Below are 15941 nucleotides of genomic sequence, written 5' to 3'. Positions count from 1 at the left end.
GCGAAGGCCCTGGCCCCGTCGTCTCCGATCCGGCACCGCCCGATGCGACGCTCCTGCACCCATGGTAGGAGGGGACGGCCCATCACGGAAATCCGTCCGGGTTGTCATCTCGCGCGGATAGGGTGAAGCCATGACGACACCCTTGGAATCCGGCATAGACCCTGCATCGTTCTCCGCCGTCACCCCCCCGGCCGACGACCTCTTCCGCCACGTCAACGGCCCCTGGATCGACACCTACCGCCTTCCCGATGACCGTTCACGGTACGGGTCCTTCGACCGTCTTGCCGAGCAGGCGGAAAGCGACGTGCGTGACATCCTCGAGGAGGAGGACTGCCCCGCCGTGAAGTCGCGGATCCTGTACCGGACCTTCCTTGACGTCGAGGCCATCGATGCTGCCGGGGTCGACCCCATCCGCCCGGACCTTGATGCCGTCGACCGCGCTTCGGACAAGGGAGCCCTTCTCGATGTCCTCGGAAGCCTCAATCCCCTGGGCGGGCCGGACCTCATCGACTCCGCCGTCTACGGCGACCCCGGGGACCCCGACGTCAGCATCGTCCATCTCGAGCAGGGGGGCCTGGGTCTTCCGGACGAGGCGTACTACCGCGACCACCGACACGAGGGCATACGCGCCGCCTACGTGCGCATGGTGGCCGAGCAGCTCCGCCACGCGGGCTATGACGACCCCGACCGGCAGGCCTCCCGCCTGCTCCAGGTGGAGACGACGATCGCCTCCCACCACTGGGACAACGTCGCCACCCGTGACTCACGGAAGACCTACAACCCCGCGACCTTCGACGAGCTGTCGGCCATGCTTCCGGATGTGGACGTGGAACGCTGGATCACCGCCTGGCAGGGATCCTACGACGCCTCCTCCGCGGCCGTCGCGCGACCCCTGGACCTCAGGTCCGCGCTGGGACGCGTCATCGTGCACGAACCCGGCTTCGTCTCCGGACTCGATGCCTTCTGGCGTGACGCGACGCTCGACGACCTGAAGCTCTGGGCACGCGTCCATGTGCTCATCGCCTGGGCCCCGATGCTCTCCTCCGACTTCGATTCGACGAACTTCGACTTCTACGGTCGGACGCTGTCGGGCGCCAAGGCCCAGCGCGACCGATGGAAGCGCGCGGTGTCGCTGGTCAACTCGAGCTGCGGTGAGGACGTCGGCCGCGAATACGTCCGCCTGCACTTCCCGGACGAGTCGCGTCGCCGCATGCGGGAGCTCGTCTCCCACCTCATCGAGGCCTACCGCGTCTCCATCTCCTCCAGCGACTGGCTCGGCGAGGAGACCAAGACGAAGGCGCTGGAGAAGCTGTCGAAGTTCGTCCCCAAGATCGGATGCCCGACCCACTGGCGCGACTACGGGCCGCTGGACGTCGACGCCGGCAGGGGGCTGGTGGAGAACATGCGGGCCGTATGCCTCGACGAGTCCGGATTCCAGCTGTCGAAGGCGGGCCGTCCCGTGGACCGCGACGAATGGCTGATGAACCCCCAGACGGTGAACGCCTACTACGAGCCGACGATGAACGTCATCGTGTTCCCTGCCGCCATCCTCCAACCCCCGTTCTTCGATCCGCATGCGGAGGATGCGGCGAACTACGGCGGGATCGGCACCGTCATCGGCCACGAGATCGGTCATGGCTTCGACGACCAGGGCAGCCGCTACGACGGCGACGGACGGCTCGACGACTGGTGGACGCCGCAGGATCGGGACAACTTCGAGACCCGCACTCATGCGCTTATCGAGCAGTACGACGCCTTCGTCCCCTCGCAGCTGCTGGAGAGGTACGCGGACGACCCGTCGAAGGCCCCGCATGTCAACGGCTCCCTGACCATCGGAGAGAACATCGGCGACCTGTCGGGCGTCAACATCGCGCTCAAGGCCTATGCCCTCGCGCTGCAGACGCAGCTGGGCACCGTCCCGGACGGATCATCCGAAACGGTGCTCAGGATACTGGACCAGGCCCCCGTCATCGACGGGTTCACGGGGGTGCAGCGCTTCTTCCTCAGCTACGCCTCCATCTGGCGCACCACGCAGCGTGACGAGTTGGCGGAGCAGTACCTGCAGATCGACCCGCATTCCCCGGCGGAGTTCCGCACCAACGGCATCGTCCGCAACGTCGACGCCTTCTATGGGGCGTTCGACGTACGCCCCGGCAACAGGATGTGGCTGGACCCCGGCCGTCGCGTACGCATCTGGTAGGTTCGGCGTCCCGCCGTCGGTCTCGACCCTCGGCGGCGGCAAGGACGGCGGGCATCACATCACCCCCACGTCGAACCCGTCGATGTCGCCCGCGTCCCCCGTGACGCCGACGGGTTCAGGCTGACGAGGCCCATCCGCCGCCACACGCGGGAGATCGCCCTCAGGAATTCCGTCCTCCTGCCGTCCGGGGGACGACCTGGTGAAAGCGCTCGTTCCCCTCGACAGATCATGACCTATCGAGGATGCCTCAAGAACCAGCGAGGAGTGGACGACGCCCTCCTTCGTCCACTCCTCGCTCGCCAGCGTTCCGGTCACGATGACCGGATCGCCCCTGTGCAGGCTTGACTCCACGTTCACGGCCAGAGTGCGGAACGCCTTGACCGTGATCCATACCGTCGGATGGTCTCGCCATGCACCATCCCCCGGATGGAAGAAGCGTCTGGTGGATCCCAGGCGGAACGAGCATGCCGCCGTTCCCCCCTGTCTGCCGAAGGACGTCGGTTCCGCTCCGACGTATCCGGTGATGACTACTGCCCCCTGCTGTGCCATGTTCTTCCCGTTCTCTCGACGATGTCCGATCCGACGACGCGCAGGAGGACATGGTCATCCCCCGTCGCGTGGTCCGCCAGAGGGGCCGCGCATGACGGGCGTCGGAATCCTTGGGATGACGACTCCGCCTGGTTCGTCACGGCCCCGGCGGCGCTCCCACCATCGGACACGAATCCGTGAGAAAGACCGGTCCGGACATGCCTGTGGTCAAACGCGCCGGCCGGATACGCCCTAGCTCAGCGCCGCCAGCCGCCGGACGAGCTCGTCGGCGGCCGCATCGGCGGGAACGGCGACCAGGTCGGCACCCGTGCGCGTCCGCACCTCGATCGTCCCGTTGGCGACGGTGTCCCGTCCCGCGACCGCCACCAGAGGGACGCCGATGAGTTCGGAGTCCCTGAACTTCACACCTGGCGAGACCTTGCGACGGTCGTCGTACAGCACCTCGATGCCGCGCGACTCCAGCTGGGCGACGAGGGCATCGGCGGCATCGAAGGCCTTCTGGTCCTTGCCCGTGGCAATGACGTGCACCTGGGCGGGTGCGACGGCCGCTGGCCAGTCCAGTCCGCGCTCGTCGTGGTGGGCCTCGGCGATGCAGGCGATGACGCGCGAAACGCCGATGCCATAGCAGCCCATCCATACGGGGACGGCCTTACCGTTGCCGTCAAGGACCTTGAGACCCAGGGCGTTGGAATACTTGAGCCCGAGCTGGAAGACCTGCCCTATCTCCACGCCGCGCTGGAAGCTCAGGGGGCCGGAGCCGTCGGGACTCATGTCGCCATGACGGACCTCCACGGCCTCGACGATGCCGTCAGCCTCGAAGTCCCGTCCATAGACGGCGTGGAACACATGCACGCCCTTCCTGTCGGCACCGGTGATCCAGGCGGAGCCACGGGCGACATGGGCATCCATGAGATAGCGCACGGGGTCGGCGATGGAGTCATCGTTCCTGGCCTGAGGACCGAGAACGCGCGGGCCGATATAGCCCTTGACGAACTCGGGATGGGCCCGGAGATCGTCCTCGGTGGCCTCCTCGATCTCGGCGGGAGCGAACTGCGCCTCAAGACGCTTGAGATCCACCTGGCGGTCGCCCGGGACGCCGACCGCGACGATCTCACGCCACGGCTCGTCATGTCTGGCGTCCTCGGGATGTCTGACGGCGATGACGAGGTTCTTGAGCGTGTCGGCCGCCGTCCAGGCACGACCGTCCTCACGCGGATGCAGGGCGTTGGCCTGGGAGACGAGGCTGTCGATGGTGGCGGAATCGGGGGTCTCCATCTCCTGCAGCGCCGGCGCGGACGAGAAGTCGGCGTCCTCGGGCCTGGGGGTGGTCAGAGCCTCGACGTTCCAGGCCTTGCCGTTGGGGGCAAGCGCGAAGGTGTCCTCGCCGATGGCCAGCGGGCAGAGGAACTCCTCGGAGGCGGAGCCCCCCATCGGCCCCGACATGGCATGGACGATGACGTAGTCGACGCCGAGGCGCCGGAAGATGCGCTCATAGGCACCACGTTCATCGAGGTAGGCCTTCCGGAGCCCCTCCTCGTCGATGGTGAAGGAGTAGGCGTCCTTCATGACGAACTCACGGCCGCGGATGAGACCGGCGCGGGGACGGAACTCGTCACGGTACTTCGTCTGGATCTGGTAAAGGGTGACGGGCAGGTCCTTGTACGAGGAGTACATGTCCTTGACGAGGAGCGTGAACATCTCCTCATGCGTGGGAGCCAGCAGGTAGTCGGCCTTGTGGCGGTCCTTGAGGCGGAAGATGTTCTCGCCGTACTCCTCCCAGCGATGGGTGGCCTCGTAGGGCTCGCGCGGCAGCAGCGCGGGGAAGTGCACCTCCTGGGCGCCGATGCCGTTAAGCTCCTCGCGGACGATGGCCTCCACCTTGCCGAGCACCCGCAGACCGAGGGGCAGCCACGTCCAGATCCCGGGCGCGGCCTTGCGGATGTAGCCTGCGCGCTGAAGCAGACGGGCGGAGTCGACGTCGGCATCGGCGGGATCCTCCCTCAGGGTGCGCAGAAACAGTGTCGACATGCGAAGTGCTGTGGCGGTCATGCGCCCCAAGGTATGCCCGCGAGGGGACATCGGGAGGAGCTGCCGGACCGAACTAGAACAGCCCGCCCTGCGAGAACTCGTCGTCCGTCCGTTCCCTGCGGACGAAGGCCTCGGGGCCCGATGCGGCGAGAAGCGCCTCGGCCTCATGCGAGCTGCCACGGAGGTCGTCGTCGAGCTCCACCGCGCGCGGGGAGACGAGGAAGGCACTCTCGGCGATGCCCTCGAGGAAGAGACCGTCAAGCCCCTCGACACGAGACAGCGCGACGTAGCCCATGCCAGGGGCGAAGGTGCGTCGCAGGTCCATGACGGCCCGGTCCAGCGTCATGCCCTGGGACTTGTGGATGGTGATCGCCCACGCGCATCGCAGAGGCACCTGCGAGACGGAGGCAAGCGTCGTCTCGCCGTCCATCATCGCCCAGTCCGCGGGCTTCATGGTGGCGACATGGCCGTTGTCGAAGGCCACGACCGGCCAGCCGCCGGCGGATTCACGGGCGAAACCCGTCACCGTGCCGACCGAGCCGTTGACGAACTGCCCCTCGGGGTCGTTGCGCAGCGCCATGACGGCCGCGCCGGTTTTCAGCGCCAGCAGCTGGGGCGCCAGCATGGATCGGGTCAGCTGCCGCACGAGATCGGCGGGGCCCGCGCTGGTCGCCGTGAAGATCCGCGCCGGTGAGTCGATCGCCGCCAGACGCCGTCCGTTGAGGTCGTCGGCCTGCCGGTTGACGGGGAACAGATGCACGGCCGCGAGTCCCTCCTCGGGCTCGAGGCCGACGCGACCGGCGAGAACCTCGCGGTCCGCGTCGTCGACTTCTCCGCGGCGCACGTCCTCGAGCACGCCCAGCAACCTCGAATCATCCTGACGATGCTGCTCCGTCAGATAGCACACCTGCGGGGAAAGATCATCCCAGGCGAAGGATTCCGTGACGAATCCGTCGGGGTCGCGTCCCTCCTCCCTGTAGCGTTCACGCAGGGGATCGTCCGGCGTTCCCTCGGGTGCGAGACCCCTGCCGGGACGGCTTACCGGAGGCAGCTGGAAGAAATCGCCCGACAGCACGACCTGCAGGCCGCCGAAGGGATCGGGGCTGTGTCGGATGACGCGGCATACGCGCTCGACCATGTCGAACAGCCACGCGGGCATCATCGACACCTCGTCGATGACGAGGACGTCGGCCTCCTGGATGCGGCGCCGACGACGGGACCGGATGGTACGCATCAGGGAATCCGTCAGAGTCGTGGCCACGCCGATGCCGCTCCACGAATGGATCGTCCGGCCGTCGACATGCGTGGCGGCTATGCCCGTGGACGCCGTAACCGCCACATGCGCTCCCCTTTCGCGCATGAGGGCGACGAAGCCGTTGAGGACGTAGGTCTTGCCGGCTCCCGGTGCCCCGGTGAGAAAGGCGCTGGCCCCCGTCCCGAGAATCTCCAGCGCGTCCTTCTGTCTCATTCCGGGGATCTCTCCCCGGGGTCGGGGTTCACGCCGCCGGCAGATCCGGCATCGGTGGAACTATCGGAAGACATGGGGCGGGCGCCGGCGGAGGAACGAGCCGCATCCGGGCGGACAGCATCGGCAGAGGCGGTCGGGGGGCATGCGAGGGCAGGTCCGAGAAGACGCTCCAGCACGCGCGGGACGCCAAGGTCGACGTTCGAGGGGGCTCGGTATCTGGCTGCCTCGAACAGGCGGGGATGGGAGTTGGCCATCGCGAAGGACCACTCTCCCGCGGACAGCATCTCGAGGTCGTTGAGGTAGTCGCCGAACACGGCCGTTCGCTCCGGTCCGATGCCAAGGGTCCGCTGCAGGGCGAGGACCCCGCGGAGCTTGTCGGTGCCACGGTCCATGACGTCCACCCAGTGCGGCCCCGAAACGACGACCTGATGGCTTTCGCGAAACGGGCCGAACACGTCGCGGGCCGTGGATTCGGCATCGCCGAAGTCGTATACGGCGACCTTGATCACCGTGCCGGGCACGTCGAGCAGATCGGGCACGAGCTCCAGACGCGCGTAGTACTTCCCCGCCTCGGCGAGGAAGGCGGGCTCACGGCGGGAGGCATAGGCGCAATCCGGGGTGCAGAGCACCATCCCGATGTCGTGGCTGCCCGACTTCAGCGCGGAAAGCCCGGCCTCGACCATCCGCCGCACGTCGGCGCCGTCCATGCCGGTCACCGACACCACCCTGCCGTCGGAGACCACGAGGTTGCCGTTCTCGGCGATGTAGGAGCCTCCGGCGTTGGCCCGTGCGAACATGCGCTCCAGCGTGGCGTACTGGCGCCCGCTCGCGGGAACGAAGATGACGCCCTGTTTCCTCATGGTCGTCAGCTGGGACCAGAAGACGTCGGGAACCCGGCTGGAGGCGTCAAGAAGCGTGCCGTCCATGTCGGCCACGACGAGGCGGATGCCATGGTTCTCGAAAGGAATGGTCGTCCAGTCGGCTGCCGTCATGCGTTCTCCTTCTGCCTCGGATGGGCGCCGCGCGCATGCGCGGGTCATGGCCGCCGGAGGTGGAGGCCGGCGGGGGGCCGTGGCGTCAGTATCCGGCCTTTGAGGGATGGTTCGGGTCCTCGACGGGCGAGCCCTGGCCTTCGTAGCGACGAAGCAGGCTGGTCCCCTCGACCCGTGCGGCCCCGGCCTCGGCGGCCTCGGCCCCCGGGCCGGGCGAGGGGACGAATATCATGTCCCGGTAGTAGCGCAGCTCGTCGATGGACTCGATGATGTCCGCCAGGGCGCGATGCCCGCCGTGCTTGGCGGGCTTCGCCTCGTAAACAGCCGGATACCAGCGCCGCGCAAGCTCCTTGAGCGTGCTCACGTCGATCACCCGGTAGTGCAGGCGGGACATGAGGTCAGGCATGTAGCGGTCGAGGAACTTCTTGTCGGATCCCACCGAGTTGCCCGCCAGATGGGCCTTGCCGCGGGCGGGAAGGAACCGCGAAACGTAGTCGACGACGCGCTTCTGGGCCTCGTCCAGGGAAAGCCCCGACCGGCTCCATTCGTCGACGAGTCCCGAGGAGGTGTGCATGCGGCGAACGAAGTCGTTCATATCGGCGACCGCGGCCTCGGATGGGCGGATGACGAGGTCGATGCCCTCGTCGAGCACGGTGAGGTCGAAGTCCGTGGGGACGACGGACACCTCGCACAGCTCGTCGTGGAAGATGTCAAGACCCGTCATCTCGCAGTCGATCCAGATAAGCCTTGACTCCTGGGGGGTGAACGTGGGATCGTCCTGTCGATCAGCCATGGGGCTTCCTTTCCTCGGGTCCGTCCACCGCCGACACCGACGGATGGTTCGATCCGAACCCCCGAGACTACCGCCGCGCCGGGACGGGAGGCGCCGGAACCCGACCCCGGGAATCCATTCCTTCAGACTGCTCACGCGCCGCGAGAGAACCCTCGGCGATCACGGAACGGGACTCGGGCCGTGCCGACCCGGTCCGGCGGTCGGCGGTCAGTTGTGGAAGCCGGTGTAGTTCGGGGCCTCGGCGGTCATGACGATGTCATGCGGATGGGACTCACGCAGTCCGGCGTCGGTGATGCGGATGAAGCGGCCCCGCTGCTGCAGCTCGGAGATGTTGTGCGCGCCCACGTAGAACATCGACTGATGCAGCCCTCCTATGAGCTGGTAGAGGACCGCGTTCAGGGGTCCACGATACGGTACCTCGCCCTCGACTCCCTCGGGGACGACCTTGTCGTTGCTGGTGACGTCCGCCTGGAAGTAGCGGTCCTTGGAGTAGGACTTGCGGCCGCGAGGGGCCATGGCGCCCAGCGAGCCCATGCCGCGGTAGAGCTTGTACTGCTTGCCGTGCAGCAGCACCTTCTCCCCCGGAGTCTCCTCGCAGCCGGCGAGCGCGCCGCCGAGCATGACGCAGTCCGCGCCGGCGACGAGGGCCTTGGCTATGTCGCCGGAGTAGTGGATGCCGCCGTCGGCGATGCAGGGGACGCCCGCGGCCTTGCAGGCCCGAGCCGCGTCGTACACGGCGGTGAGCTGGGGAACGCCGACGCCGGCCACGACGCGCGTGGTGCAGATGGAACCGGGGCCGACCCCGATCTTGACGGCGTCGACGCCCGCGTCGATCATCGCCTGGGCGCCCTGCTGCGTGGCCACGTTGCCGCCGATGATCTGCACGTCGCGGAAGGCGGGGTCGGACTTGAGCCGGCGGATCATGTCGAGGGCGAGACGCGCCTCCCCGTTCGCGGTGTCGACGACGAGCACGTCGACGCCGGCCTCCATAAGGGCGGAGGCGCGCTGCCAGGCGTCGCCGAGGAAGCCGACGCCGGCGGCCACGCGAAGACGTCCCTGGCCGTCCTTGGTGGCGTCGGGATACTGTTCCGTCTTGACGAAGTCCTTGACGGTGATCAGTCCGGTGAGGCGGCCGCTCCCGTCGACGAGCGGCAGCTTCTCCACCTTGTGCTGCGCGAGCAGACGATGGGCGTCCTCACGCGAGATGTCGGAGGGTCCGGTGATCAGGTCGTCCTTGGTCATGACGTCGGCGACGGTGAGACGGTCATAGTCCTCGGAGGGGATGAATCGCATGTCGCGGTTGGTGATGATGCCGACGAGGCGGTTGTCCTTGTCGACGACCGGAAGCCCTGAGATATGGAAGCGCCCGCACAGCTTGTCGAGGTCCGTAAGGCTGACGTCGGGATTGACGGTGAGCGGATCGGTGATCATGCCCGACTCGCTGCGCTTGACGACGTCGACCTGGGCGGCCTGGTCGTCGATGGAGAGATTGCGGTGAAGCACGCCGATGCCGCCGTTGCGGGCCATGGCGATGGCCATGTCGGATTCGGTGACGGTGTCCATGGCGGCCGAGATGGCCGGGACCTTCATGGTGATCTCACGGGTCAGGCGGGTGGTCGTTTCGACCTCGGAGGGGATGACGTCCGTCTCGTTGGGCAGAAGCAGCACGTCATCGTAGGCCAGTCCGAGCTTGGCGAAAACCGGGGGCAGAGGGGCGTATGGCGCCTGGGGGATCACATCAGAATTGTTAGCCATAGGGCCACTATATGGGCGCCGGGTGACGTGCGACACCCGTCGGCTCTCGGCGCAGAGCCCTCCCTTGCTCCTGCGAGGCCGACCGCCCTGGACGGACGTTCGGAACGACGAGCACCCCGTTCAGATCCCCTGCCAGGGCTCGCGCCCGCCGTCGTCTGAGCCGTCGTCGGAGAGCCTGGCGTTCCTTCCTGCATCGGACGCATGCGGCACGGATGGCGGGGACGCCGGGTCGCCCTCCGTCGGATCCGTCGACGGCGCACCGGACGACGCCGCGGATGATGGCTTACCGTCGGTCGAAGCCGTTGGGACCTTGCCTGGCTCCCATCCGTCGCTCTTCCGCATCCGAGAGGCGCCTCCCTCGCGCCGGCCACGTCCGGGAGCGGCGACGGCATGCTTCGCGGAGCCCAGCTCCGCGTTCTCCCGCCTGATCTCGGGAAGACGACGCCGGAGATACGGCGACAGCGTCGCCGCCGACAGCAGCGCCGCGGCGATGGCCATGCCGATCAGCACGTACGCCGCCGGAACGACGAGGATGGTGATCGATCCGAAGGCGATAAGCGCTGCCCACCCCCAGAGGATGAGCACCGCCCCCTGCACGGAATGACCGATCCGCAGCATCCGATGATGCAGATGCATGCGGTCGGGATGCATCGGCGACTGCCCGTGGCTCAGACGTCTGACGATGGCCATGCACATGTCCAGAACGGGGAGGAAAAGCACCAGCACCGGCAGCAGGACCGGAACGAACACCGGCAGGTAGATGCTCGCATGCACCGAGGCGGGATCGAGATGGCCCGTCATGACGATGGACGCGCAGGTGATGAGATACCCGAGAAGCATGGACCCCGAATCCCCCATGAACAGCTTCGCCGGATGCCAGTTGTGCAGCAGGAAGCCCACGCAGGTCCCCACCATGGCCACGTCGATCAGCGTGGCCAGCGAGGCGTAGCTCGGCGAGGACCTGGCGAGGATGTACGAGTACGCGCCGAAGGCGATGCCGCCTATGGCGACGATGCCGGCGGCCAGGCCGTCGAGTCCGTCGACGAAGTTCACGGCGTTGATGGAGGCCACGATGAGGAAGGCGGTGATGGCCATGGACAGGCTCGGCGACGCCGTCACCAGGGAGCTTCCCAGAGGCAGCGAGATGATCTGCAGCCCTCCCCATGCGACGAACACGGAGATGAGCAGCTGCCCGGACATCTTGAGCATCCAGTCGAGGTCCCAGATGTCGTCGGCCATGCCCAGCAGGCAGATGAGCACGGCTCCGATCATCACCACCCAGGCCTGATGGCCTTCGGCGAAGAGCCGGCCGATGAAGGGGATGCGCCAGGCGAAGAGCATGGCGGCGAGGAATCCGACGAGCATGCCCAGCCCGCCCATGCGGGGGGTCGGGACGGTGTGCACGTCCCTGGCCCTGACCCGGCCGACCGCGCCCATGCGGATGGCCAGATGCCGCACCAGCGGCGTGACCAGCCAGGTCACCCCGCCCGCGATGGCGGCCAGAAGCAGATAGACCCTCACGCGTCCGGCCCTCGGGTGGCATGCGCCGTCCTGCTCCCGGCGGCTCGCCTCAGGGCCTCGCGGATCTCGACGGCCGGAATCACTCCCTCGCGGAGGACGACCACTCCGTCGGCGCCATCGGAATCGGCCGCGACGACGGTGCTCGCCACATGGCTGGCCGTCGGTCCGCCATCGAGATACAGGTCGACGTCGTCGCCGAGGGAGGCCTGCGCCTCCTCGACGCTCTGCGCGCTTCGCTCGCCGGACCTGTTCGCGCTGGAGGCCGCCAGCGGACCGGTGGCCCGCAGCACCCTGAGCGCGACGTCGGAGTCGGGGATGCGGATGGCCTGGGTGCGCGACCCGTCGGCCTCCCGCTTCGGGGTGACGAGGGCGCAGTCCGCGCCCGCCACGGCGATGGGAGAGAAGGGACCGGGGAGGAACCCCGCGGACAGCACGTCAAGAGGCGGCGGAAGTTCAAGGCCTAGGGCGCGCAGATCGCCCAGCGAGGACATGAGCACCTGCAGCGCCTTGGACCTTTCGCGTCGCTTGACCTCATAGATCCGCTCCGCGGCCGACTCGTTGAAGGGGTCGCAGGCGATGCCGTACACCGTGTCGGTGGGGACGACGATGACTCCCCCCTCCCGCACGATCCGCGCCGCGCGACGCAGCGAGCCCTCGCCGACCTGAAGAACCGTCGCCATCGAACCTCCCCATCCGTCTCATCCGCATGCCGTCAACCCCTCATTGCACCATTGCGCCCAGACGTGCACTCCGATGCCCCATGCCCAACGGGCGTCCGACGCCGAAGGGAGACCCCTATGTCAACGCTTTCCGATGACGCCGCACACCGTTCCGACGGTCGCGGCCGCGCAGACGCCTCCGAGACACCCTCCTATCGACCCCGGACGGCGGGGGGATCCGAGCATGACAGACTGCTGAAGGGCCTGCTCTACGATGCATCGGACCCTGAGCTCGCCGATCTCAGGGAGCGCGCCGCGGACCTCTGCCATCGCTTCAACGCCCTCCCGCGAGGCGACGGCGAGGGACGCCGCGAGGTCCTCGATGCCCTGTTCCCCGGGCACGGGGGACATCTCGACATCACGGGACCGCTGCATGTCGACTACGGCGTGCACACCACGATCGGAGAGCGCGTCTACGCCAACTTCTCGCTGACGATCCTGGACTGCGCCCCCGTGATCATCGGCGACGACGTGCTGATCGGACCCAACGTGTCGCTTCTGGCGGCCATGCATCCCCTGCGCTGGCAGGACCGCAACGTGCGCATCGCCCCGGACGGGCACACCTATGACTACGAGTATGGCCGCCCCATCGCCATCGGACCGAACTGCTGGCTGGGAGGCGGCGTGATCGTGCTCGGCGGGGTGACGGTCGGGGAGGGATCCGTCATCGGGGCCGGGGCCGTGGTCACCCATGACATCCCCGCCGGCAGCGTGGCGGTCGGAAGCCCGGCGCGCGTGCTGAGGCATATCGGCGACGGGGATGCGGCCGAGTTCCAGGACTACGCCCGCTGAGCCACGAGCTCACGGGGCCGCCCGCTCCAGTCGCGCCCGGTGCGGGCGCGCTCGAACCCGTGGGCGAGGGCATAGGCGGCAAGCTGGTCGCCCTGCGTCACATCGTGCTCCATGACGAGAAGACCGCCATGGCGCAGCAGCCCCACCGCCCGGTCGACGATCCTCTCAGGGATGGCCGAGCCGTCCGCTGAACCTCCGTACAGGGCCATCCGCGGGTCGTGGTCGCGCACCTCGGGCTGTTCGACGGGGCGGTTTTCCGGGATGTAGGGCGGATTGGAGATGACGACGTCCACCGAAGCGTCCAGCGAGGCCAGGGTGGCGGGACTGGTGGCATCGCCGCGAACGAGATGGAAGGCGTAGGCGACGCCTGGATGCGAGCCGCTCACGCGCCGATGGTTCCGCTCGGCCCAGGCGGCGGATCTCTCGGACAGCTCCACAGCCCACACCTCGGCACCGGGGACCTCCACCGCCACCGACAGCCCTATGGCGCCGGTGCCCGTGCACAGGTCGACGACGCGAGGCCCGTAGATGCCCTCTCCGACGATCCAGTCGAGCGCCGTCTGCACGACGACCTCCGTCTCGGGGCGCGGGATGAACACGCCGGGCCCGACCTCGACCTCGAGGCTTCTGAAGGGCGCATGGCCGACGATCGTCTGCAGGGGCTCACGGGAGGCGCGTCGGCGAAGAACGCCGGCGAAATCCCGCAGCACGGAGTCAACGCCATCCCGGACGAGTGCCGGCAGGGCCTTCCCCAGAAGACGGGCTCTGTCGATCTCGGTCCGCGTCACGCCGCAGACGTGGGCGAGCAGGACGGCGGCGTCATGGTCGGCGTTCTCCACTCCCCCGGCTCTCAGCACGACGGCCGCCCTGCGCACCAGGACGTCGACGTCCCCGGCGGTCAGGAGTGCCTCCGGGACGGTGACGGGCGAGGCGGGGTCTTGCGGTTCGGCACCGGCCATGCCGGCGGTCTCCGACGGACGGGCGGCCGCCCCGTCGGTCCGCGGGACTTCGGAGGACCTCATCGGCGTCCCTCCAGACGGGCCGCCTCATCCGCCTGAATGTCGCTGTCGATCACCGCCTGCAGGTCGCCGTCAAGAACCTGGTCGAGGTTGTAGGCCTTGTAGTTCGTGCGATGGTCGACGATGCGGTTCTCGGGGAAGTTGTAGGTGCGGATGCGCTCCGAACGGTCGAGGGATCTGACCTGCGAGTGGCGCATGTCGGCGGCCTCCGCGGCCTCCTTCTCATGCTTCATGGCGAGCAGTCGCGACTTGAGCACGCGCAGTGCGGCGGCCCTGTTCTGGATCTGGGACTTCTCGTCCTGCATGCTCACGACGATTCCGGTGGGGACATGCGTCATGCGCACCGCCGAATACGTCGTGTTCACCGACTGCCCGCCGGGGCCGGAGCTCATGAAGATGTCGATCTTGAGGTCCTTGGGATCGATCTCGATCTCGTCGTCGTCCTCGTCCGCCTCGGGGAAGACGATGACCCCCGCGGCGGACGTCTGGATGCGTCCCTGCGACTCGGTGACGGGGATGCGCTGGACGCGATGCACGCCTCCCTCGTATTTGAGGCTGGCCCAGACGCCGTCCTCCGGAGCCGGCGAACCCTTCGCGCGTATGGCCACCTGGCCGTCCTTGACGCCGCCGAGCTCGGTGCGGTTCTCGCTCTGCACGGTCACCGTCCATCCCCGCTTCTCCGCGTAGCGTGAGTACATGCGAAGCAGGTCGCCGGCGAACAGCGCGGCCTCCTCGCCGCCGGTCCCCGCCTTGATCTGCATGATCACGTCACGGGAGTCGTCGGGATCCCGCGGGACGAGAGTCGTGCGGAGGGCTTCCTCCTCCTTCGGAAGCAGCGTCTCCAGCCTGGTCGCTTCGGCGGCGAATTCGGCGTCCTCCCCGGCCATCTCCCGGGCCGCCTCGAGGTCGTCGCGGGTCGAGGCATAGCGTCTGTAGGCCGAGACGATGACGCCCAGCTCCGCATGGCGCCGGCCGAGCCTGCGGATGGCGGACGGGTCCGAGGCCACCGCCGGGTCGCTCATGCGCCTTTCGAGGTCCTCATACTCCTTCACCGCCGTCAGCGCGGCGGGAAACTCCTCATCGGCCATCGACCTCATCCTTCCTGTGCCGTATCCTCATGGTTTCGTCGTCCCCGCGCCGATCATGACGTCCGACGTCCTCGCCTGCACAAAGCCCGACGGGACGGTCACGCATACGAAAACGCCAGCCCTCGCACGGACTGGACCGGAGGCGGGGACTGGCGTCGGCGACGCTACTTGCTCTTCTTGCCGTAGCGCCTCTCGAACCGGGCGACGCGGCCGCCGGTGTCGAGGATCTTCTGCTTGCCGGTGTAGAAGGGGTGGCACTTGGCGCACACGTCGACGGTCATGTGATCGCCGGCATACGTCGAACGGGTGACGAAGGTGTTGCCGCACGAGCAGGTGACCTGCACGGGGTGATAGTCGGGATGGATGCCCTGCTTCATATGTCTCCTAGGGAATTCGGGGGACCCGGGTCGCCTCGCCCCGATGGCGGGCGTGAACCGGAACCTGTTGGATTATAGGCATGCCCCGCGACCGAAGGCCCTCTGCGCCGACGGCGTGACGGACGGCATTCGTCGGATGCCGGCAACGAACGGTGACGAATGGAGGTCGCGGATCACGTTCCGGAGTCTTCGCCGGTCATGCCCGCCGCCCTTGCGGGGGCAGACACGACGGGTTGCGTGGGGCCCCAGGGGCTTGAACCCTGGACCGACGGATTATGAGTCCGCTGCTCTGACCGACTGAGCTAGGGCCCCCTGGCCGGGGCGTTCCGGCTCCGGCCAACTCGAACAGTCTAGCAAGCGGCCGGACCGAAGCGCGCGGCAGGCGTCGACGCATGATGGACGGGAGAGTCGAGCGGGAAGGAGCCGGGCGCCGGCGGAGTCAGCCGTCGATGTCGGTCAGCCCCTGCCGTGCAAGCTTCCTCTGCAACGCTCCCGGAAGCACCCATAGCTCATATCCGATCGAAGAGACGTCCCCCACGCGCGTGGCCGCGACGCCGCTTTCCCTGGGGAAGTCCGCACAGCCGATGACCAGCTCCGACCCCTTCCCCGACGAGGGGAGCTCGTCATACGAGTCCAGATA

Annotated in this window: 14 protein-coding genes and 1 tRNA gene; 2 read left to right on the top strand and 13 right to left on the bottom strand. The window is 67.9% G+C overall.

Annotated elements, in window-relative coordinates:
* Positions 1–130: 130 nt before the first annotated feature.
* Entirely contained in the window at positions 131–2200 is a 2070-nt protein-coding gene (locus tag RWX87_RS03725; protein WP_314687084.1) for a M13-type metalloendopeptidase, read from the top strand.
* A 54-nt stretch (positions 2201–2254) separates the two neighbouring features.
* On the opposite strand, the gene RWX87_RS03720 is transcribed toward RWX87_RS03725, so the two are convergent.
* From RWX87_RS03720 to RWX87_RS03685, 8 genes are all read right to left on the bottom strand, one after another.
* Positions 2255–2749 carry a single-stranded DNA-binding protein gene (locus tag RWX87_RS03720; protein ID WP_314687083.1) on the bottom strand — a complete coding sequence of 165 codons (495 nt, stop codon included), beginning with the start codon at positions 2747–2749 and terminating at the stop codon, positions 2255–2257.
* 231 nt (positions 2750–2980) lie between these two features.
* On the bottom strand, positions 2981–4798 hold the full coding sequence (locus RWX87_RS03715; protein ID WP_314687081.1) for a proline--tRNA ligase: 1818 nt from the start codon (positions 4796–4798) through the stop codon (positions 2981–2983).
* A gap of 52 nt (positions 4799–4850) precedes the next feature.
* Entirely contained in the window at positions 4851–6245 is a 1395-nt protein-coding gene (locus RWX87_RS03710) for a PIF1 family ATP-dependent DNA helicase (RefSeq protein WP_314687079.1), read from the bottom strand.
* Positions 6242–7237, bottom strand: coding sequence for a Cof-type HAD-IIB family hydrolase (locus RWX87_RS03705; protein WP_314687078.1), 996 nt, complete (start codon positions 7235–7237; stop codon positions 6242–6244). Before RWX87_RS03705 ends, RWX87_RS03710 begins: the two co-directional genes overlap by 4 nt.
* Before the next feature lie 85 nt (positions 7238–7322).
* Positions 7323–8030, bottom strand: coding sequence for an oligoribonuclease (gene orn / locus RWX87_RS03700; RefSeq protein WP_314687076.1), 708 nt, complete (start codon positions 8028–8030; stop codon positions 7323–7325).
* 207 nt (positions 8031–8237) lie between these two features.
* Positions 8238–9785 (bottom strand): IMP dehydrogenase, encoded by a 1548-nt coding sequence (guaB, locus tag RWX87_RS03695; RefSeq protein WP_314687074.1) that lies wholly within the window; start codon positions 9783–9785, stop codon positions 8238–8240.
* Between the two features lie 120 nt (positions 9786–9905).
* Positions 9906–11306 (bottom strand): MraY family glycosyltransferase, encoded by a 1401-nt coding sequence (locus tag RWX87_RS03690; protein ID WP_314687073.1) that lies wholly within the window; start codon positions 11304–11306, stop codon positions 9906–9908.
* Complete coding sequence (locus RWX87_RS03685; protein WP_314687071.1) at positions 11303–11986, bottom strand: L-threonylcarbamoyladenylate synthase; 684 nt, start codon at positions 11984–11986, stop codon at positions 11303–11305. Before RWX87_RS03685 ends, RWX87_RS03690 begins: the two co-directional genes overlap by 4 nt.
* A 117-nt stretch (positions 11987–12103) precedes the next feature.
* On the opposite strand from RWX87_RS03685, the gene RWX87_RS03680 reads away from it, so the two are divergent.
* A complete protein-coding gene (locus RWX87_RS03680) occupies positions 12104–12817 on the top strand; it encodes a sugar O-acetyltransferase (RefSeq protein WP_314687069.1) in 714 nt (237 codons plus the stop codon).
* Here RWX87_RS03680 and prmC read toward each other — a convergent pair.
* The 5 genes from prmC to RWX87_RS03655 all read right to left on the bottom strand — a co-directional run.
* Positions 12805–13719 (bottom strand): peptide chain release factor N(5)-glutamine methyltransferase, encoded by a 915-nt coding sequence (gene prmC, locus RWX87_RS03675; protein WP_399552292.1) that lies wholly within the window; start codon positions 13717–13719, stop codon positions 12805–12807. The two genes, RWX87_RS03680 and prmC, sit on opposite strands and share 13 nt — an antisense overlap.
* A gap of 116 nt (positions 13720–13835) precedes the next feature.
* Entirely contained in the window at positions 13836–14924 is a 1089-nt protein-coding gene (gene prfA, locus RWX87_RS03670) for a peptide chain release factor 1 (protein ID WP_314687065.1), read from the bottom strand.
* 164 nt (positions 14925–15088) lie between these two features.
* Positions 15089–15301, bottom strand: coding sequence for a 50S ribosomal protein L31 (gene rpmE, locus RWX87_RS03665; protein ID WP_314687063.1), 213 nt, complete (start codon positions 15299–15301; stop codon positions 15089–15091).
* A gap of 238 nt (positions 15302–15539) precedes the next feature.
* A tRNA-Ile gene (locus RWX87_RS03660) sits at positions 15540–15613 on the bottom strand.
* A 127-nt stretch (positions 15614–15740) separates the two neighbouring features.
* A partial coding sequence (locus RWX87_RS03655; protein WP_314687061.1) for a hypothetical protein occupies positions 15741–15941 on the bottom strand: 201 nt, incomplete at its 5' end.

Source organism: uncultured Bifidobacterium sp., assembly GCF_963540075.1.
In the GTDB taxonomy this organism is placed as follows: domain Bacteria; phylum Actinomycetota; class Actinomycetes; order Actinomycetales; family Bifidobacteriaceae; genus Bifidobacterium.
This window is presented reverse-complemented; position numbering and strand designations above follow the sequence as displayed.